Here is a 15928-nt window from a genome sequence, read left to right as displayed (position 1 = left end):
CCCGCCCGTGACCGCACGGTCTGCGACGTTCCGCGCGTCGATCGACACGCGGAACGTCGCGAACACCCAGCCCAGCCCAGCCCCGCCCGCCCTCAGACGAACGCAGCCTGCCCCGTGATCGCCCGCCCCACGATGAGCGTGTTCACCTCGCGCGTCCCCTCGTACGAGTAGATCGCCTCGGCGTCCGCGAAGAACCGCGCGACACCCTTCTCGAGCACGATCCCGTTGCCGCCCTGCACCTCGCGGCACCACCCCACGGTCTCGCGCATCTTCGCCGTCGCGAACGCCTTCGCCATCGCCGAGTGCTCGTCTGCCCCGGTGCCGGCGTCCTGCATCGCCGACGCCTGCGTGCACAGTGCGATCGACGCGGTGATGTTCGCGAGGGACTTCACGAGCAGGTCCTGCACCATCTGGTGCGCTGCGATCGGCTTGCCGAACTGCACGCGGGAGCGGGCGTAGTCGAGCGCGGCCTCGTAGGCGCCGACCGCGATGCCGATCGCCTGCCACGCCACCTCGGTGCGGGTCAGGCGGAGCACTTCGGCGGTCGCGCGGAACGAGTCGGCGTGCTGCAGCCGGCGCGACTCCGGCACCCGGACGTCGGTCATGACGATGTCGGCGTTCTGCACCCCGCGGAGTGCGATCTTGTCCTCGATCTTCGTCGCCGTGAACCCCGGGGTGTCCGTCGTGACGAGGAAGCCCTTCACCTGACCGTCGGCGACGTCCTTCGCCCAGATCACGACGACGTCCGCGAAGGTCGCGTTGCCGATCCAGCGCTTCTCGCCGTCGAGCACCCACGTGTCGCCCTCGCGCCGGGCCGTCGTGCGGAGCCCCCGAGCGGAGTCGCTGCCGGACAGCGGCTCGGTCAGCCCGAACGCCCCGACGAGCTCGCCCGAGGCCATCCGCGGCAACCACTCCTGCTGCTGCTCGTCACTGCCCGCCACCGCGATCGAGTTCATCGCCAGGCCGGACTGCACGCCGATGAACGTCGCGACGCTGGCGTCCACACGCCCGAGCTCGAGCGCCGCCCACCCGCGGTACACGGCCGAGTTCTCGAACTGCCGGACGAGCGGGATGGCCGGCCCGTACATGCCGAGCTCGGACAGCGGCTTGATCACCTGCATCGGGAACTCGGCGCGCGCCCAGTACTCGTCTGCGATCGGGCGCACGTCGGACTCGAGGTACGTGCGCAGCCGTCCGAGTGACTCGCGCTCCTGGTCGGTCAACCCCTCCTGGAACCGGTAGAAGTCGGACTCGAGGAGCGCGGGGATGGCCGTCGTCAGTGACATACACTGATCGTGCATCATTCTGCGAAACGTTGCAAGGGAGGAGCGCGTGTACACATCGGATTCTGCGCTGCGCGCGTTCCGGGAGGCGCGACACACCTTCATCGCCGGCTCACGCATCGACATGGGCGCGCTCGCCACCTCGCTCGGCGTGGACCGCACGTCGCTGTTCCGGTGGGTGGGCAACCGTGACCGGTTGCTGTCCGAGATCCTCTGGTCCCTCGCCGTGCCGACGTTCGACGCGGCTGCCGCCGCGGCTGCTCCCGCCGGAGCCCCGCGCATCGTCGACGTGCTCGACCGGTTCACGGCGGACCTGATCGACGCGCCCTACTTCCGGTCCTTCCTCACCCGCGAGCCCGCACGGGCACTCCGTCTGCTGACCACCACCGAGAGCGATGTGCAGAGCCGCTTCGTCGGCCGGGTCACCGCCCTCGTCGAGGAGCAACGCGTCGCCGGCGCGTTCGACCCGACGCCACTCTCCGCCGAGGAGCTCGCCCGACTGCTCGTCCGGATCTCCGAGTCCTTCACGTACGCCGACCTCATCTCCGGCCAGACGCCCGACCCCGAACGCGCACGAGCCACGTTCGAGTACGTCCTCCGACCGACCACGACAGGAGCCCGATGACCATCGCCGACTACCCCTTCGTCCGGCTCTACCCCACCCGGTGGAACGACAACGACATGTTCGGGCACGTGAACAACACGATCTACTACAGCGCGATGGCCAACGCGGCCACCTACTGGTTCCGCGAGGAAGCCGGCCTCGACCCGTTCGCGTCCGAGTGGATCGCCGTGCTGGTGTCGTCGAGCTGCCGGTTCGTCGAGTCGGCGGTGTGGCCCGACGTCATCGAGGTCGGCATGCGCTCGAAGCACCTCGGGAACACGAGCCTGTCGTGGGAGTTCGGCCTGTTCCGCCAGTCCGACGGCGCGCTGCTCGCGACCGGGGAGTTCGCGCACGTCATCATCGACCGCGAGGGCGCCCGTCGGCCGATCCCCCTCCCGGACGACCTGCGCGAGCTCGTCACCGCCACGATGGCGACGCCCGCACGGTCACCCGAGCCCGAGCCTCAGGGGCGGTAGTCCTCGCGGCGGGGGTTGTTGAGCCGCACCGCGAGGTCGTCACCGGCCGGGTCGTGGCCGTTGCGCGTCCCGATCACCTTCACGACGGTCGACAGCACGAAACCGATCCCCCGACCGATGACCCGCACGATGCGCATGCGTCGAGGATAGCTCGCGTCAGCCCTTCAGCGCCGCCAGCTCGAGGTTGATGTCGTCGGGGTCCTGCACCGACAGGATGACCATGCCCGCGTCACCGAGGTCGGTCACCTCGCCGTGCTCCACCCCGGCCGCGTCGAGTCGCGAGGCCGCCTCGTGGAGTTCGTCCACCGACCCGACGACGAAGCTCACGTGGTCGAGGCCGACCGTCTCCGAGTCGAACCGCTGCCCCGCCGGCGCCACCGGGCGCAGGCCGAACACTTGGTCACCGAGACGGAAGACGCTGCCGCCGTAGAAGCGCTCCCGGTCCTCGCGGATGCCCGGCTCGTCGATCTGGTCGCTGAAGTCGATCGCCGGGTCGGTCCCGAGCAGCTGCTGGTAGAAGGCCTTGCTGCGGTGGATGTCGGTCACGGTCACACGGACGTGGGCGAGTGCGGTGGGTCGGGCGAACGGTTCGGTCACGGGAGTGCTCCTCAGGGAAGGGGCCGGCAGGGTCCGGCACCACCCCGACGCAACGCGCCCCACCTGACCGGACGCCCCGACGGTGCGGCCACCGGACAGCGCGCCGCGTCGAACCACGAATCCGACATCGAACCAGGCCGGTGCCCTGGTTCGATGTCGGTTCCGTGGTTCGAAGCGAGATCGCCCGCACGACGACCGAGTGCGGCCGGCGGCGCGGCGCGGCGGCCGCGCTAGATCAGGTCGTCCGTCAGGTGGTTCGGCGTGCCGAAGCGGTGCGCCGTGATCGACACCGCCTGCTCCCGAACGAACGGCAAGATCTCGAGGCGCCCGGCCTCGGTCACCGGCTCCCCGTACACGGCCACGTCCGGCCGCCCACCGATCGCCGTGTACAGCGCCGACGTGTCGCCACCGATGAGCCGCACGCGCCCGGACGGGCCACTCGCCACCGCCGAGGCGAACGCCGCGTCGGAGTGCGACTGCGTCAGCGACCGGACGTTCGGCAGCGCCCGGACGGCCGAGGCGACGTCGGCCGGCAGGGTCGACACGGTCGAGACGTCGATCGTCGTCCCGGCGCGGACGGACGCCGCGACGACACGGACCAGATCGGCGGCCCCGTCATCGGAGGCAGAGGCAGCCAGGCGCACCCGCACCGCCGGGTACGGCAGGTACCGCGCGATGTTCCGTTCCGCCGTCAGCGCGGACACGTCGGTCGCCGTGCCGAACAGTGACGCCCAGGCCTGCTCGTCGGACGCCACGGCCCGGTCGAGCGACGGCGACGCCACCCCGGCGGCACGGACGAAAGCGGCGACCGCGGACGAGGGAGACGACCCGGACGCGGCCGGAGCAGGCGCCCAGGACCCGAGCCCGAGCAGGTAGTTCAGCCCACCGGCCTTCGTCCCGGCACCGACGGCCGACTTCTTCCACCCGCCGAACGGCTGGCGTCGGACGATCGCGCCCGTGATGCCACGGTTGACGTAGAGGTTGCCCGCCTCGATGCGTCCGAGCCAGGTGCCGATCTCGGCGCGGTCGAGGGAGTGCAGGCCCGAGGTGAGGCCGTAGTCGACCTCGTTGACGATGTCGATCGCCTCGTCGAGCGTGCGCGCGGTCATGATGCCGAGGATCGGCCCGAAGTACTCCGTGCGGTGGAACGCCGACCCGCGGCGGACACCGTCACGGACGCCGGGGCTCCAGAGCGTGCCGGAGTCGTCGAGCTTCGCGGGCTGCACGGCCCACGACTCCCCCGCGCCGAGCGTCGTCAGGCCGTCCAGGAGCTTGCCGGCGGCGGGCTCGATGACCGGGCCCATCTGCGTGGTGGGGTCGGTCGGGTAGCCGACGGTCAGCGACGACACCGCGTCGATGAGCTGCGAGCGGAAGCGTCGCGAGGTGGCGACGGAGCCGACGAGCACGACGAGGGATGCGGCCGAGCACTTCTGCCCCGCGTGCCCGAAGGCCGAGGCGACGACGTCCTTCACGGCCAGGTCGAGGTCGGCGGACGGGGTGACGATGATCGCGTTCTTGCCCGAGGTCTCGGCGAGCAGCGGCAGGTCCGGTCGGAAGGACCGGAACAGCGAAGCGGTCTCGTACGCCCCGGTGAGGATCACCCGGTCGACGAGCGGCGACGCGACGAGCTGCTGCCCGAGGTCGTTCTCCGACACCTGCAGGAACGCGAGCACGTCGGCCGGGGCGCCCATGGCGTCGAGCGCGGTCTCGATGATCGACGCGAGGACGGCACCGGAGCGCTCGGCGGGCGGCGCGGGCTTCAGCACGACGGCGGACCCGGCGGCGAGCGCCGCGAGGGTGGACCCGGCGGGGATCGCGACCGGGAAGTTCCACGGCGGCGCGACGAGCGTGAGGGCGGCCGGGGTGAAGGACGCACCGTCGACCTCGTCGAGCTCGGACGCGAGCGAACCGTAGAAGTGCGCGAAGTCGATCGCCTCGGACACCTCGGGGTCGGCCTGGTCGATGGTCTTGCCGGTCTCGGACGCCATCACCTCGACGAGGGCTGCGCGGTTCGCCTCGAGGGCGTCGCCGACGGCGTGGAGCACCGCGCCACGCGCGGCACCGGACCAGGTCCCCCAGACGGCACCGGCGTCCCGGACGCGACCGAGCGCGGTGTCGAGCGCCGTGGCGGAGTCGACCCGCGCCTCCTGGACGGCACGGACGCCGAGCGTCGACGAGGCGACCCGGTCCGTGATCGCGGCACCCCACGATCGCACCGCGGCGACCGACGGGTCGCTGTCCGGCGTGTTCTCGAAGTGCCCCGGGCCGGGGCGACCGACGGCGGCGTAGCGGTCGGCGACGCGGTGGGATGCGGGGGCATCGAGCCCACCGGGCAGTGCGAGGGGGGCGAGCGACGTGCGGAAGCGCTCCTCCTCGCGGGCGAACAGGGCGGGCGAGGACACGAGGGAGAACACCGCGGACATGAAGTTCTCCTGCGACGCGCCTTCCTCGAGGCGGCGGATCAGGTAGGCGATCGCGACGTCGAACTCCTGCGGGTGCACGACTGGCGTGTAGAGCAGGAGCGATCCGACGGTGTTCTTGACCGCAGAAGCCTGCCCCTGCGCCATGCCGAGCAGCATCTCGAACTCGATGCCGTCCCGGACGCCGCGCTCCCCGGCGAGCAGCCAGGCGTGCGCGACGTCGAAGAGGTTGTGGCCGGCGACCCCGACGCGGACGTTCTCGATGCGCGACGGCGTCAGCGCCCAGTCGAGCACGCGCTTGTAGTTGGTGTCGGAGTCCTGCTTGGTGTGCCAGGTGGCGAGCGGCCAGCCGTGCACCGACGCCTCGACCTGCTCCATCGGCAGGTTGGCGCCCTTGACGAGGCGGACCTTGATGCCGGCACCGCCGCGGGCACGGCGGGCGGCGGACCACTCCTGCAGGTGCTCCATCGCGGCGAGCGCGTCGGGCAGGTACGCCTGGAGCACGATGCCGGCTTCGAGGCCGAGGAACTCCGGCTCGTCGAGGAGCTTCGTGAAGACCGCGATGGTGAGGTCGAGGTCCTTGTACTCCTCCATGTCGAGGTTGATGAACTTCGCCGGGGACGCCGACGCGGCCCGGCGGAACAGCGGGCGGAGCTTCTCGATGATGTCCTCGACCGCGTGGTCGAACGCCCACGGGGAGTGCGGGTGCACGGTGGAGGAGACCTTGATCGACACGTAGTCGACATCGTCGCGGGCGAGGAGCTTGTGCGTGCCCTCGAGTCGGCGGGCTGCTTCGCCCTCGCCGAGGACGGCCTCGCCGAGCAGGTTGACGTTGAGCCGGACGCCGTCGCGCTTGATCTTCGCGATGGCCGGCCCGAGCTTGGCGTCGGTCGCGTCGACGATGAGGTGGCCGACCATCTCGCGGAGCACGCGGCGGGCGATCGGGACGACGACGCCGGGGAGCGCCGGCGCCATCCCGCCGCCGAGTCGGACGAGCCCGCGGAGTGCGGCGGGCAGGAAGCCGGGCGCACCGGGCGCGATCGCACGGAGCTTGCGTGCGGCGACGCCGAGGTCCTCGGGGCGGACGACGCCGTCGACGAACCCGACGGCGAAGTCGAGGCCGGCGGGGTCGGCGAGCACTCCGGCGAGCTGCTTCGCCGAGCCGTCGACCGGGTAGGTCTCGGCTTCGGCGAGCCACTGTCGCACGAGCGCGACGGACTGGTCCGCGAGGGCGTCGTGGTCGGTGGCGGGGTGCTCGTGCAGGGTCGTCATGGCATCAGTGTGGAGCCCGCCATGCTGAAGCGGAAGCAACGTTTCGTGACGGATACCCATCAGCGACACTAAAGTGTCGGCATGCTCGACGTCCGCCGCCTGGTCCTCCTCCGGGAGCTCTCGATCCGTGGCACGATCGCCGCCGTGGCCGAGGCCGTGAACTTCACGCCGTCGGCCGTCTCGCAGCAGCTCTCCGCCCTGGAACGCGAGGCCGGCGTGCCCCTGCTCCGCAAGGCCGGACGGCGGCTCCAGCTCACCCCGCAGGCCGAGGTGCTCGTCCAGGCCGCGGGGCACGTGCTCGACGTCCTCGAGCAGGCGCAGTCCGAGGTCGAGGAGACCATGCCGACCGTGCAGGGTCGGATCCGGGTGGCGGTGTTCCAGTCCGCGGCGCTCGCCCTGATGCCGAACGCCCTGCACGCGATGGCGACCGAGCACCCGGACGTCCGCATCGAGATGGTGCAGCGCGAGCCGGAGACCGCACTGCACGAGACGTGGATCCGGGACTTCGACATGGTCATCGCCGAGCAGTACCCCGCGCACGCGGCACCGCGGCTCCCCGGGCTGCAGCGCGAGGACCTCACGACCGACGCCGTCCGTCTGGCGCTGCCCCCGGTCGACACGGCCCTCGCGCCGGTGTCGTCGATCGAGGACGCCGCGGCGCTGCCGTGGGTGATGGAGCCGCGCGGGACCGCGTCGCGGCACTTCGCCGAGCAGGTCTGCCGTCGCTGGGGTTTCGAGCCCGACGTGCGGTACGAGACCGCCGACTTGCAAACGCAGATCCGGCTCGTCGAGTCCGGCAACGCCGCGAGCCTCATGCCGGACCTCATGTGGACGGGCCGGACCACGACGTGCCGGTTGGTGGAGCTGCCGGAGCACCCGCGGCGGACGATCTTCACGGTGGTCCGAGCGGCCGGGTCCTCGTCGCCGGCGGTCCGCGCCCTCCGCTCGGCCCTCGAGCGCGCTGCCGCGACCGTCGGCGACTGACCGTCGGCGACTGACCCGAGCGCGACCGACTCGAGCGCGACCGACCGTCGGCGACTGACCCGACGGCGACCGCCCCGAGCGCGACCGACCGGTCGCTCCGTCGTCGTTACCGGACCGAGACGTACCGGGTCGTCAGGATCGTCGGCGCCGCGACACCTCCAGGATGAGGGCACCTCCCGGTGCCCCGCACAGCATCCAGGGGGATCCCATGAAGCAGTCCTGCACCGCCAGTGTCCGACGCGGCGCCGCCATCGGCGCAGCCGTCGCCATCGTCACCGCCTCCTCGGCGTTCGGCATCGGCGCGACGAGCGCGATGGCCGACGAGGCTCCGACATCGCTCACGCCCGCCACCACCGTCACGACCGGCACGTCCGACGGCTCGGGAGGCGCGGCGAGCGACCCCACGTCGCCCACCGCCGACGAGACGGGGACGACTCCCCCCGTGGTCACCGACGACCCCGCCGAGTCGCCCGGACCGGTCCCGACGCCCGACGCGACCACGGACCCGACAGCGGCACCGGAGCCGTCCGCTCCCGCCATCGCACCCGCGGCGAGCGCGCCGGCCGAGGAGGCTCCGGAGCAGTCCGCCGCCGCGGCGCTCGCCTTCCCCGAGGGCACGAGCGCCGACGCACCGCTGGTCCTCACCGCGACGGTGGGCGACACCGTGTCCCGGACGTTCACCGCGACGGGCGGGTCGGGCACCGTGACGTACAAGGTGCGCGGCGCGAACGGCAGCCCGGTGATCGGCCAGGGCGACTTCAACAGCGACTTCTCGTTCGACGGGACCACCGGCACGCTGTCCGGGTCGCCTCGGTACGCCCTGCGGACCTACACGTTCCAGGTCATCGCGACGAGCGGCTCCGAGACCGCCGTCGAGTACGTCGAGCTCACGGTGAAGCCCGGCGCCCCGGTCGGTGTCACCTTCTCGGTCTCGACGTCCGACTACTCGGGGCTGTGGCAGGTCGAGCCCGACGGCACGATCTGGGAGGAAGCGGTCGGCAAGGGACGAGTCCGCATCGTCTCCGACGTCCCCGTCGCGACCGGGACGACACTCTCGCTGGCTGGTCTCGCGGTCGACGCCTACGGCAACCGCGTGACCGGGAGCGACCAGGACGACGACTACCCCCGGTCGACCGTCACGAGCACCGTGGCGTCCGACCGTGCGGTGTGGGACCCGGCGGGTGCGAACCTCGTGACCTTCACCGAGGCGGGCACCCGCACGGTGACCGTCTCCGAGGGCGGCGTGTCCACGTCCTTCACGGTCGTGGTCACCGACGAGCCGTTCGCGTTCGTCGACCCGTCGTCCGCCGACGCTCCGATCGCCATCACCCCGACCGCGGGCGAGGAGTTCACGCGGACGTTCGACGTGTCGGGAGCGACCGACCCGTCGGACCTCCGCTACGAGCTCCGCGGGGTCCAGGGCGAGCCCTTCGACGACACGTACGCCCGGAACGGGCTCGACCTCGCCATCGACCCGACCACGGGCGTGCTGACCGGCACCGGCACGGCGGCGACGTCGTTCCGCTTCCAGGTCGTCGCGACGAGCGGCGGGCAGGAGGCCGTCGCGAACGTCGAGGTCACCGTCTCGCCCGCGGCCTTCGCGAAGCTCGTCGTCGCGGTCCTGCCGTCCGACCGGGACCCGGAGTCCGAGACCTGGTCGGTCGACGGCGACACGATCACGCACATCACCCCGGACGGCGGTTCGGAGGTCGTCGACGCGGTCCCCGCACGGCAGGGGCAGCGCATGCTCGTGCTCGCGGTGCCGGTGGACGCCTACGGGAACGCCGTCGCCGACCACGACGACCTGACCATCACGAGCGACGTCGCGAGTGACCGGATCGCGTACGACCCGAGCACCGCCGCGACCTGGGTCACGTTCGAGCACGCGTCGCCGCACGTCGTGACCGTCGCGTACCAGGACCGCACGCAGGACATCCGGTTCGACGTCACCCCGACCGCGGCGACGGCGGGAGCCACCACGAACACGGGCTCCGGCCGTCTCGCCTACACCGGCGCGGAGACCTCGGGTCCCCTCGCCTGGGCGCTCGGACTGCTCGCCGCCGGCGGCGGACTGCTGGTCCACCGGCTGCGTCGCCGTCGCGCCTGAGACGCGACCGTCCGGCGGACCGGGAGGCGCGGTGCCAGCTGGCACCGCGCCTCCCGTCATCGTCGGCACGCCTGAGTGAACCGGAATGCCCCGGGGACGCCTGCGGTCGTACCGTCGTCGCTGACAGGAGCGGATCGCCGCCCTGCACAGAACGACCAGGGGATCTCATGAACACCACCACGTCGTCGCGCCGTCGCGCGGCCCTCGTCACCGCCGTCGCGGTCGCCGTCGCCGCAGCCGGTTCGACCGCCGTCCTCGGCGTCGACGCCGCATCCGCCAGCACCACGGTCACGAGCCAGCACGCCGCGGCGACGCCCGCGCCGCTCGCCTTCACGCAGAGCTCCTCCGCCGCCCACCCGATCGCGCTGACCGCGACCGCGGGGAAGGCGTTCTCGCACACCTTCACCACCAACGCGAAGGCGGGGTCGGTCGCCTACGCGATGGACGAGCCGGCCGGGCCGACGGCGGACTCGCCGCGCGCGTCCGACCACTTCTCGGTGAACACGAACACCGGCGTCCTGTCCGGCACGGGGGTCGAGAGCGGCATCTGGGACTTCCAGGTCGTCGCCCTCCGCAACGGCGTCGAGGCCCACGCGTACGTGGAGCTCACTGTGGTCCCGGGGGCAGCGGTCGGCGTGCGGACGTACGTCTCGCAGCCGAACACGACCGCACCGATCTGGTACATCGCGCCGAACGGTGTCGTCCGCCAACGGCTGACCCCCACGAGCAAGGCGACGGTCGTCAAGACCGTCCCGGCGGTCCGGCTCGAGCAGCTCATCGTCACCGGGGTCGCCGTCGACGCCGAGGGCAACGTCATCAAGGCTCCCGACGAGGGCGGCGACGTGTCCACGGTCACGAGCAACCTCACGTCGGACCACGTCACCCGGACCGGCGCCCAGGACACGATCACGATCAGCGGTGCGTGGTCGCACCGCCTCACCGTGACCCAGGAGCACGCGCACACGTCGTTCACGGTCTCGGTGGCGCACGCCGCGCACTGAGTCGACCACGGGGAGCCGCGGGTGGCACGCTGAGCAGCACGCCACCCGCGGTTTCCCGCACGCACCCCCAACCCAGGTCACATTTCGTGCTCGGTGCTCCCGAGCACGCGCGCGTACCCCTACGATCCGATCAGGCCGAGGATTCTCGGCAGATTCTTACGATCCGGCACCCGACCGGACCTGAACACCTGGGGGAACACGTGCGCCGCAGCACTTCCACCGTCCGACGCGCCTGCGCGCTCGGGACCACCGCCGCGCTCATCGCGCTGACGACCGGTCTCGGCATCGCGACCGCGACGGCAGCACACGCCGAGGGCGCTGACACGTCGGTCCCGACGCAGACCGCGCCGGCCGACCCGACGCCGACCGACGCGCCGACGGACACCACGCCGACGGACGCGCCGACCGACCCTGCACCGACGGACGCACCGACCGACACCGCGACGGACGCGCCGACGGACGCGCCCGCGGACACCACCGCACCGTCCGCTCCCGCACGGAGCCAGACGCCGTCGGCCGCGTCGACGGACGCACCGGTCACGCCGCTGGCCGCCGACCCCACCGTCACCGTCACCGGCGACACCAAGGTGGGCTCGCAGCTCACGGCGGACACGACCGGGTTCGACGAGGACGGTTCGTTCAAGTACGTCTGGACCGAGGCCGACGCCGGCCCGACGCCGACGACGATCGCCAAGACCAAGACCTTCACCGTCGACCAGACCGAGGCGGGCAAGCAGCTCGTCGTGACCGTGACCGGCGACCTGCCGGGCGGCGGCAAGGAGACCGTGACCTCGGACCCGTCCGCGGTCATCACGCAGGACCCGGTGTTCGTCGACGCGGACGGCAAGCCCATCACCGAGGGCACCGAGGCGGACGTCGACGTGCTGCCCCTCGAGGCCACCGCCGGTGACCCGTTCTCGTACACGTTCCGCGCCCAGGGGTACCCGGCGCCGACGTACGAACTCGACTGGTACTACGGCGACGAGGAGGACTCCGCCGACTCCATCGTCGAGTCGAAGTCGCAGGCCGACTCCATCGCCATCGGGTACGGCTTCGAGGAGGACGACGACTTCACCGTCGACGACCAGCTCCCCGAGGGCATCACGTTCGACCCGACCACGGGCGAGCTGAGCGGCACCGCCACCCTCGCGTCGTTCTACGACTTCGCCGTCACGGCCACGAGCGGTGACGTCTCGACCACGCAGTACGTCGAGCTGACCGTCGACCACGCCGCCGCGTTCGGCATCACCGCGTTCACGACCGACGAGAAGTCGATCACCGCGCGGGACAAGCGCATCTGGCTCATCCAGCCGGACGGCTCGATCTACACCGTCGACCTGTCGACCGACGAGGACGGCTTCCCCGAGGAGCTCACCCTCACGCCGACCGGCCGTCCCACCGTGGCGCAGGGCGGCACGCTCATCGTGTCCGGCTCGCCCGTCGACCGCTTCGGCAACGACGCGTCGGACTTCGACGACGAGGGCAACCCGACGTTCGTCCCGACCGTGACCTCGGACGTCGCCACCGACGTGGTCGCGCCGTACGAGGAGAACGGTGCCGAGGGGCAGGGCGTCTTCGGCGTCACGTTCCCGCACGCGTCGATCCACACCCTCACGGTCGCGAGCGGCGCGTTGCAGCCGCTCTCGTTCGCGGTCGACGTGCGTCCGACCACCCCGACGGTGGCCGTCGTCACGCCCACCACCGCGAAGGGCCAGCTCGCCTACACCGGTTCCGACGCGACGGGTGCCCTCCCCTGGGCCCTCGCGCTCGTCCTCGCCGGCGCCGGTCTGATCGGTGTGCGCACGCTGCGCCGCCGTCACGCCCAGCGCTGACGCCCAGACGCCTCCCGCCAGTCGCGTGCCCGCGTGACTGACGGGAGGCCCACCTCGGCCCCGCCTCGCCCCTCACCGGCGCGGCGGGGCCGTTCCCGTCATCCGGCGGGTGTCGGTCGGTAGCGTGGGGGCCATGCCCACCCTCCTGCACATCGACTCCTCGGCCGACCTCGCGCACTCCCGCTCCCGCGCCCTCACCGCGGCCTTCGCGGACGCCTGGCGCGCACGTGGCCCGGAGTACACGGTCGTCCGCCGCGACCTGCACGTCGACCAGCTCCCCCACCTCGAGACCTCGGCGCTGCACTGGGCCGCCGCCGACCGCACGGACGACGAGGTCGTGGCCCCCGAGGCCGACGCGCTCCGGCAGGAGGTGATCGACGAACTCCTCGGCGCCGACGTCGTCGTGGTCGGTGCGCCGCTGTACAACTACACCGTGCCGTCGACGCTCAAGGCCTGGATCGACCGCATCCACGTGCCGGGTGTCCTCGCCGGTGCCGTGCAGCCGCTCGCCGGGCGTCCGGTCGTCACCGTCGTCAGCCGGGGTGCCACGTACGACGCCGGGACCCCGACGGAGGGCTGGGACCACGGCTCCCCGGTCCTGCACCTCATCCTCGGGACCGCGCTCGGCATGAAGCCGTACCCGATCACCGTGAGTGCGACCCTGGCGGACCGGCTGCCCGACCTCGCGCCGCTCGCGGACCACGCCGCCGCCGAGTTCGCCGACGCGAAGACGACGCTGGAGCGCCTCGCCGCGACGCTCGGCTGACGCGGTCCGCGGCGGCCCGCGGCGGTCCGCGTCGGTCCGCACAACCGAAGTCCATCCGCGCCGCGGCGATCCACGGCGCGGATGCACTTGCGTTGTGCGACGGCGGCGCGAACCACCGCGCCGAGGCCGCCGCGGTCGGCGGGGTCAGGCGGGGCGGACCTCGTCCGCGCGACCGAGCAGCGCCGCGTGGAACGCCGTCTGCGTCAGCGCGCTGGCGAGCAGGAACCCCGTCATCGACTCGATGCCCCCGCTGAAGGGTACCCGGGACGCCACCTCGTAGAGCGTCGGCGAGGACAGGGCGTCGAGCGCGTCGGCGACGTGCCGCGACCGTTCCTCGCGGTGCCGCGCCAGGGTGCGGGCACGGCCGACGACGTCGCGGAAGCGGTACTCGTGGCCGGGGCAGACCTCGAGGTCCGCGTAGCCGTCGAGCCGTCCGAGCGAGGCCAGGTAGTCGCCGAGCGGGTTCGTGGCGGTTCGGCCCCCGAGGCCGATCCCGGAGTTGATGCGGGGCAGGACGTGGTCGCCGGTGAACAGCAGGCCGTCCTCCGCGTCGACGAAGCAGCAGTGCCCGGCGGTGTGCCCGGGGGTCCACAGCGTCCGGATCGTCCGACCGGCGACCGGCAGCACGTCGCCGTCCTCGAGCAGCAGGTCCGCGAAGGGCTCCGCCGTCCGACCGAGCCCGATCCGTCGTCCGCTCCCCCAGGCCTCGACCACGCCGGCGCGCAGGTGCTCCGGCAGTCCCCACGTCGCGATGTCGGCGTCGTTCGCCGCGGCGTCCGCCCGCTCCCGGTGCAGCGCCTCGACCTCGAGCCGGTGCATGGCGACCCGGGCCCCGGTGGCCCGTCGGATCGCCGCTGCGGCACCGAGGTGGTCCGCGTGCAGGTGTGTCACGACGACCAGCCCGACGTCGTCGAGCGACCGCCCGATCGCCGTGAGGCCGTCGCGGAGCACGTCGAGACCGTCGTCGGCGGTCCACCCGGGGTCGATCAGCGCGAGCGAGCCGTCGGAGCCCTCGACGACGTACACGAGCGTCGCGTCGGGCACCCCGAAGCGGAACGGCACGGCGAGGGTCCAGATGCCCGGGCGGACCTCCTCCACGGGCGGCAGGACGCCGTCGCGGAGCGCAGCGGCCTGCACGGGGCTGATCGGTTCCGGTGCCGGCGCTGCCGGCGGGGGCACGGTCGTCACGCGACCACCCTACTGAGGTGCGGGTCGCGACGGGGCCGAGCCGCGCCTCCAGGGCCACGGCCACCCGACGACGGAGCGACACCTGCCGGACGGACGCGGCCGCCCGAGTAGACAGGACGCATGGAGATCGCACCGATGCTCGCCAAGGCCGTCCCCACCGTCCCCGAACCCGACAGCGTGCGCGGCGGACTCCGGTACGAGCCGAAGTGGGACGGGTTCCGCGGCATCGTGACCATCGACGGCGACGACGTGGAGATCGGCAGCCGCGGTGCGAAGCCCCTCACCCGGTACTTCCCCGAGCTCGTCGAGGCCTTCCGCGCACAGTTCGGCGGCCGCGAGCACCCCGTGGTCCTCGACGGCGAGGTGATCCTGCGCTCCGGGGACGCCGGCGCGGAACGGCTCGACTGGGAGGCGCTGTCGCAGCGGATCCACCCCGCGGCCTCGCGGATCGCGAAGCTCAGCGCCGAGACCCCCGCGCAGTTCGTGGCGTTCGACCTGCTCGCGGTGGACGGCACGGAGCTCCTGGACCTGCCGTTCGACGAGCGTCGGTCGCGCCTGGACGCGCTGTCGCAAGACATGTCCGACCCGCTGTTCGTCACGCGCACCACGCTCGACGTCGACCTCGCCCGCGAGTGGCTGACCACGTTCGAGGGTGCCGGGCTCGACGGTGTCGTCGCGAAGCCCCGGGCGCAGCCGTACGAGCCGAACAAGCGCACCATGCTCAAGGTCAAGCACCACCGCACGGCCGACGTCGTCGCGATCGGGTACCGCGTGCACAAGAGCGGGACCGGCGTCGGCTCGCTGCTCGTCGGCTTGTACGGCGACGACGGCGAGCTCCGGCAGGTGGGCGGCGTGTCCGCCTTCTCGGACAAGCGACGGGTCGAGTTGGTGGACGAGCTCGACCGGGTGGTCCTCCGGGATGCGGACGGGAGGCCCGTCACCGGTGACGGGGAACGCTCGCGGTTCTCGTCGGGTCGCGACACGTCGTTCGTCCGGCTGGCGCCGTCGCTGGTCCTGGAGGTGCGGTACGACCAGATGGAGGGCGACCGCTTCCGGCACACGGTCCAGTTCGAGCGGTGGCGTCCCGACCGCGAGGCCGCCTCGTGCGGCTTCGACCAGCTCGAGGTCCCGGCGGCGTACGACCTCGACGACGTGCTGCTGTCCGATTGACGCTCGACGATTGATGTAGTTAGGCTAACTAGGTAACTTCTTCCATGCGGATGCATCCGCATCGAGCAGACGGGAGCGGGACATGATCATCGACGGCATCAGCGACGCCCACCGCGGGACGTGGTCCCGGTTGACGCGTCTGCACACGGCGAGCGTCTCGCTCCCGACACACACCACGCGCGTCGCCGAGCCCGAGGGCCGGGCTGAGGACTGCGCCGCGGTCTGACC

The 15928-nt window shown here is 72.2% G+C and carries 14 protein-coding genes; 9 read left to right on the top strand and 5 right to left on the bottom strand.

The features are described 5' to 3' along the window. Positions 1-92 precede the first annotated feature (92 nt). A complete protein-coding gene (locus tag ACIPKM_RS12010) occupies positions 93-1286 on the bottom strand; it encodes an acyl-CoA dehydrogenase family protein (protein ID WP_071301839.1) in 1194 nt (397 codons plus the stop codon). 46 nt (positions 1287-1332) lie between these two features. Here ACIPKM_RS12010 and ACIPKM_RS12005 point away from each other — a divergent pair, with 46 nt between their 5' ends. Together ACIPKM_RS12005 and ACIPKM_RS12000 are read left to right on the top strand one after the other, a co-directional pair. After that, positions 1333-1908 carry a QsdR family transcriptional regulator gene (locus ACIPKM_RS12005; protein ID WP_071301838.1) on the top strand — a complete coding sequence of 192 codons (576 nt, stop codon included), beginning with the start codon at positions 1333-1335 and terminating at the stop codon, positions 1906-1908. Further along, complete coding sequence (locus ACIPKM_RS12000) at positions 1905-2363, top strand: acyl-CoA thioesterase (RefSeq protein ID WP_402736805.1); 459 nt, start codon at positions 1905-1907, stop codon at positions 2361-2363. Before ACIPKM_RS12005 ends, ACIPKM_RS12000 begins: the two co-directional genes overlap by 4 nt. Here ACIPKM_RS12000 and ACIPKM_RS11995 read toward each other — a convergent pair. The 3 genes from ACIPKM_RS11995 to ACIPKM_RS11985 all read right to left on the bottom strand — a co-directional run bounded on the left by ACIPKM_RS11995 (position 2351) and on the right by ACIPKM_RS11985 (position 6652). Next, entirely contained in the window at positions 2351-2500 is a 150-nt protein-coding gene (locus tag ACIPKM_RS11995) for a hypothetical protein (RefSeq protein WP_175475986.1), read from the bottom strand. The two genes, ACIPKM_RS12000 and ACIPKM_RS11995, sit on opposite strands and share 13 nt — an antisense overlap. A gap of 19 nt (positions 2501-2519) precedes the next feature. Continuing rightward, on the bottom strand, positions 2520-2960 hold the full coding sequence (locus tag ACIPKM_RS11990) for a VOC family protein (RefSeq protein ID WP_402736804.1): 441 nt from the start codon (positions 2958-2960) through the stop codon (positions 2520-2522). A gap of 230 nt (positions 2961-3190) precedes the next feature. Beyond that, positions 3191-6652 (bottom strand): proline dehydrogenase family protein, encoded by a 3462-nt coding sequence (locus tag ACIPKM_RS11985; RefSeq protein WP_402736803.1) that lies wholly within the window; start codon positions 6650-6652, stop codon positions 3191-3193. An 81-nt stretch (positions 6653-6733) separates the two neighbouring features. Here ACIPKM_RS11985 and ACIPKM_RS11980 point away from each other — a divergent pair, with 81 nt between their 5' ends. The 5 genes from ACIPKM_RS11980 to ACIPKM_RS11960 all read left to right on the top strand — a co-directional run bounded on the left by ACIPKM_RS11980 (position 6734) and on the right by ACIPKM_RS11960 (position 13342). Further along, positions 6734-7636, top strand: a complete 903-nt coding sequence (locus ACIPKM_RS11980; RefSeq protein WP_402736802.1) for a LysR family transcriptional regulator — start codon at positions 6734-6736, stop codon at positions 7634-7636. A 208-nt stretch (positions 7637-7844) separates the two neighbouring features. Then, complete coding sequence (locus ACIPKM_RS11975) at positions 7845-9743, top strand: hypothetical protein (RefSeq protein ID WP_402736801.1); 1899 nt, start codon at positions 7845-7847, stop codon at positions 9741-9743. 167 nt (positions 9744-9910) lie between these two features. After that, entirely contained in the window at positions 9911-10744 is an 834-nt protein-coding gene (locus tag ACIPKM_RS11970) for a hypothetical protein (RefSeq protein ID WP_402736800.1), read from the top strand. A 200-nt stretch (positions 10745-10944) separates the two neighbouring features. Then, positions 10945-12576, top strand: a complete 1632-nt coding sequence (locus tag ACIPKM_RS11965) for a putative Ig domain-containing protein (protein ID WP_402736799.1) — start codon at positions 10945-10947, stop codon at positions 12574-12576. 133 nt (positions 12577-12709) lie between these two features. Then, entirely contained in the window at positions 12710-13342 is a 633-nt protein-coding gene (locus ACIPKM_RS11960) for an FMN-dependent NADH-azoreductase (RefSeq protein ID WP_070418597.1), read from the top strand. Positions 13343-13486: 144 nt separating this feature from the next. On the opposite strand, the gene ACIPKM_RS11955 is transcribed toward ACIPKM_RS11960, so the two are convergent. After that, complete coding sequence (locus tag ACIPKM_RS11955) at positions 13487-14530, bottom strand: MBL fold metallo-hydrolase (protein ID WP_261646255.1); 1044 nt, start codon at positions 14528-14530, stop codon at positions 13487-13489. 120 nt (positions 14531-14650) lie between these two features. Here ACIPKM_RS11955 and ACIPKM_RS11950 point away from each other — a divergent pair, with 120 nt between their 5' ends. Then, positions 14651-15700 carry an ATP-dependent DNA ligase gene (locus tag ACIPKM_RS11950; protein ID WP_261646256.1) on the top strand — a complete coding sequence of 350 codons (1050 nt, stop codon included), beginning with the start codon at positions 14651-14653 and terminating at the stop codon, positions 15698-15700. An 82-nt stretch (positions 15701-15782) separates the two neighbouring features. Further along, entirely contained in the window at positions 15783-15926 is a 144-nt protein-coding gene (locus tag ACIPKM_RS11945; RefSeq protein ID WP_175473622.1) for a hypothetical protein, read from the top strand. The last annotated feature ends 2 nt before the right edge of the window (positions 15927-15928 follow it).

The organism is Curtobacterium sp. NPDC086286, assembly GCF_044746255.1.
In the GTDB taxonomy this organism is placed as follows: Bacteria; Actinomycetota; Actinomycetes; order Actinomycetales; family Microbacteriaceae; genus Curtobacterium.
The sequence above is the reverse complement of the archived record's forward strand: the minus strand, read 5'-3'. Positions and strand labels throughout refer to the sequence as shown.

Coding starts and splice junctions, on each gene's coding strand:
- ACIPKM_RS11970 (WP_402736800.1), top strand. CDS start 9,911: ATGAACACCACCACGTCGTCGCGCCGTCGCGCGGCCCTCGTCACCGCC.
- ACIPKM_RS11995 (WP_175475986.1), bottom strand. CDS start 2,500: ATGCGCATCGTGCGGGTCATCGGTCGGGGGATCGGTTTCGTGCTGTCG.
- ACIPKM_RS12000 (WP_402736805.1), top strand. CDS start 1,905: ATGACCATCGCCGACTACCCCTTCGTCCGGCTCTACCCCACCCGGTGG.
- ACIPKM_RS11975 (WP_402736801.1), top strand. CDS start 7,845: ATGAAGCAGTCCTGCACCGCCAGTGTCCGACGCGGCGCCGCCATCGGC.
- ACIPKM_RS11985 (WP_402736803.1), bottom strand. CDS start 6,652: ATGACGACCCTGCACGAGCACCCCGCCACCGACCACGACGCCCTCGCG.
- ACIPKM_RS11980 (WP_402736802.1), top strand. CDS start 6,734: ATGCTCGACGTCCGCCGCCTGGTCCTCCTCCGGGAGCTCTCGATCCGT.
- ACIPKM_RS12010 (WP_071301839.1), bottom strand. CDS start 1,286: ATGTCACTGACGACGGCCATCCCCGCGCTCCTCGAGTCCGACTTCTAC.
- ACIPKM_RS11950 (WP_261646256.1), top strand. CDS start 14,651: ATGGAGATCGCACCGATGCTCGCCAAGGCCGTCCCCACCGTCCCCGAA.
- ACIPKM_RS11960 (WP_070418597.1), top strand. CDS start 12,710: ATGCCCACCCTCCTGCACATCGACTCCTCGGCCGACCTCGCGCACTCC.
- ACIPKM_RS11945 (WP_175473622.1), top strand. CDS start 15,783: ATGATCATCGACGGCATCAGCGACGCCCACCGCGGGACGTGGTCCCGG.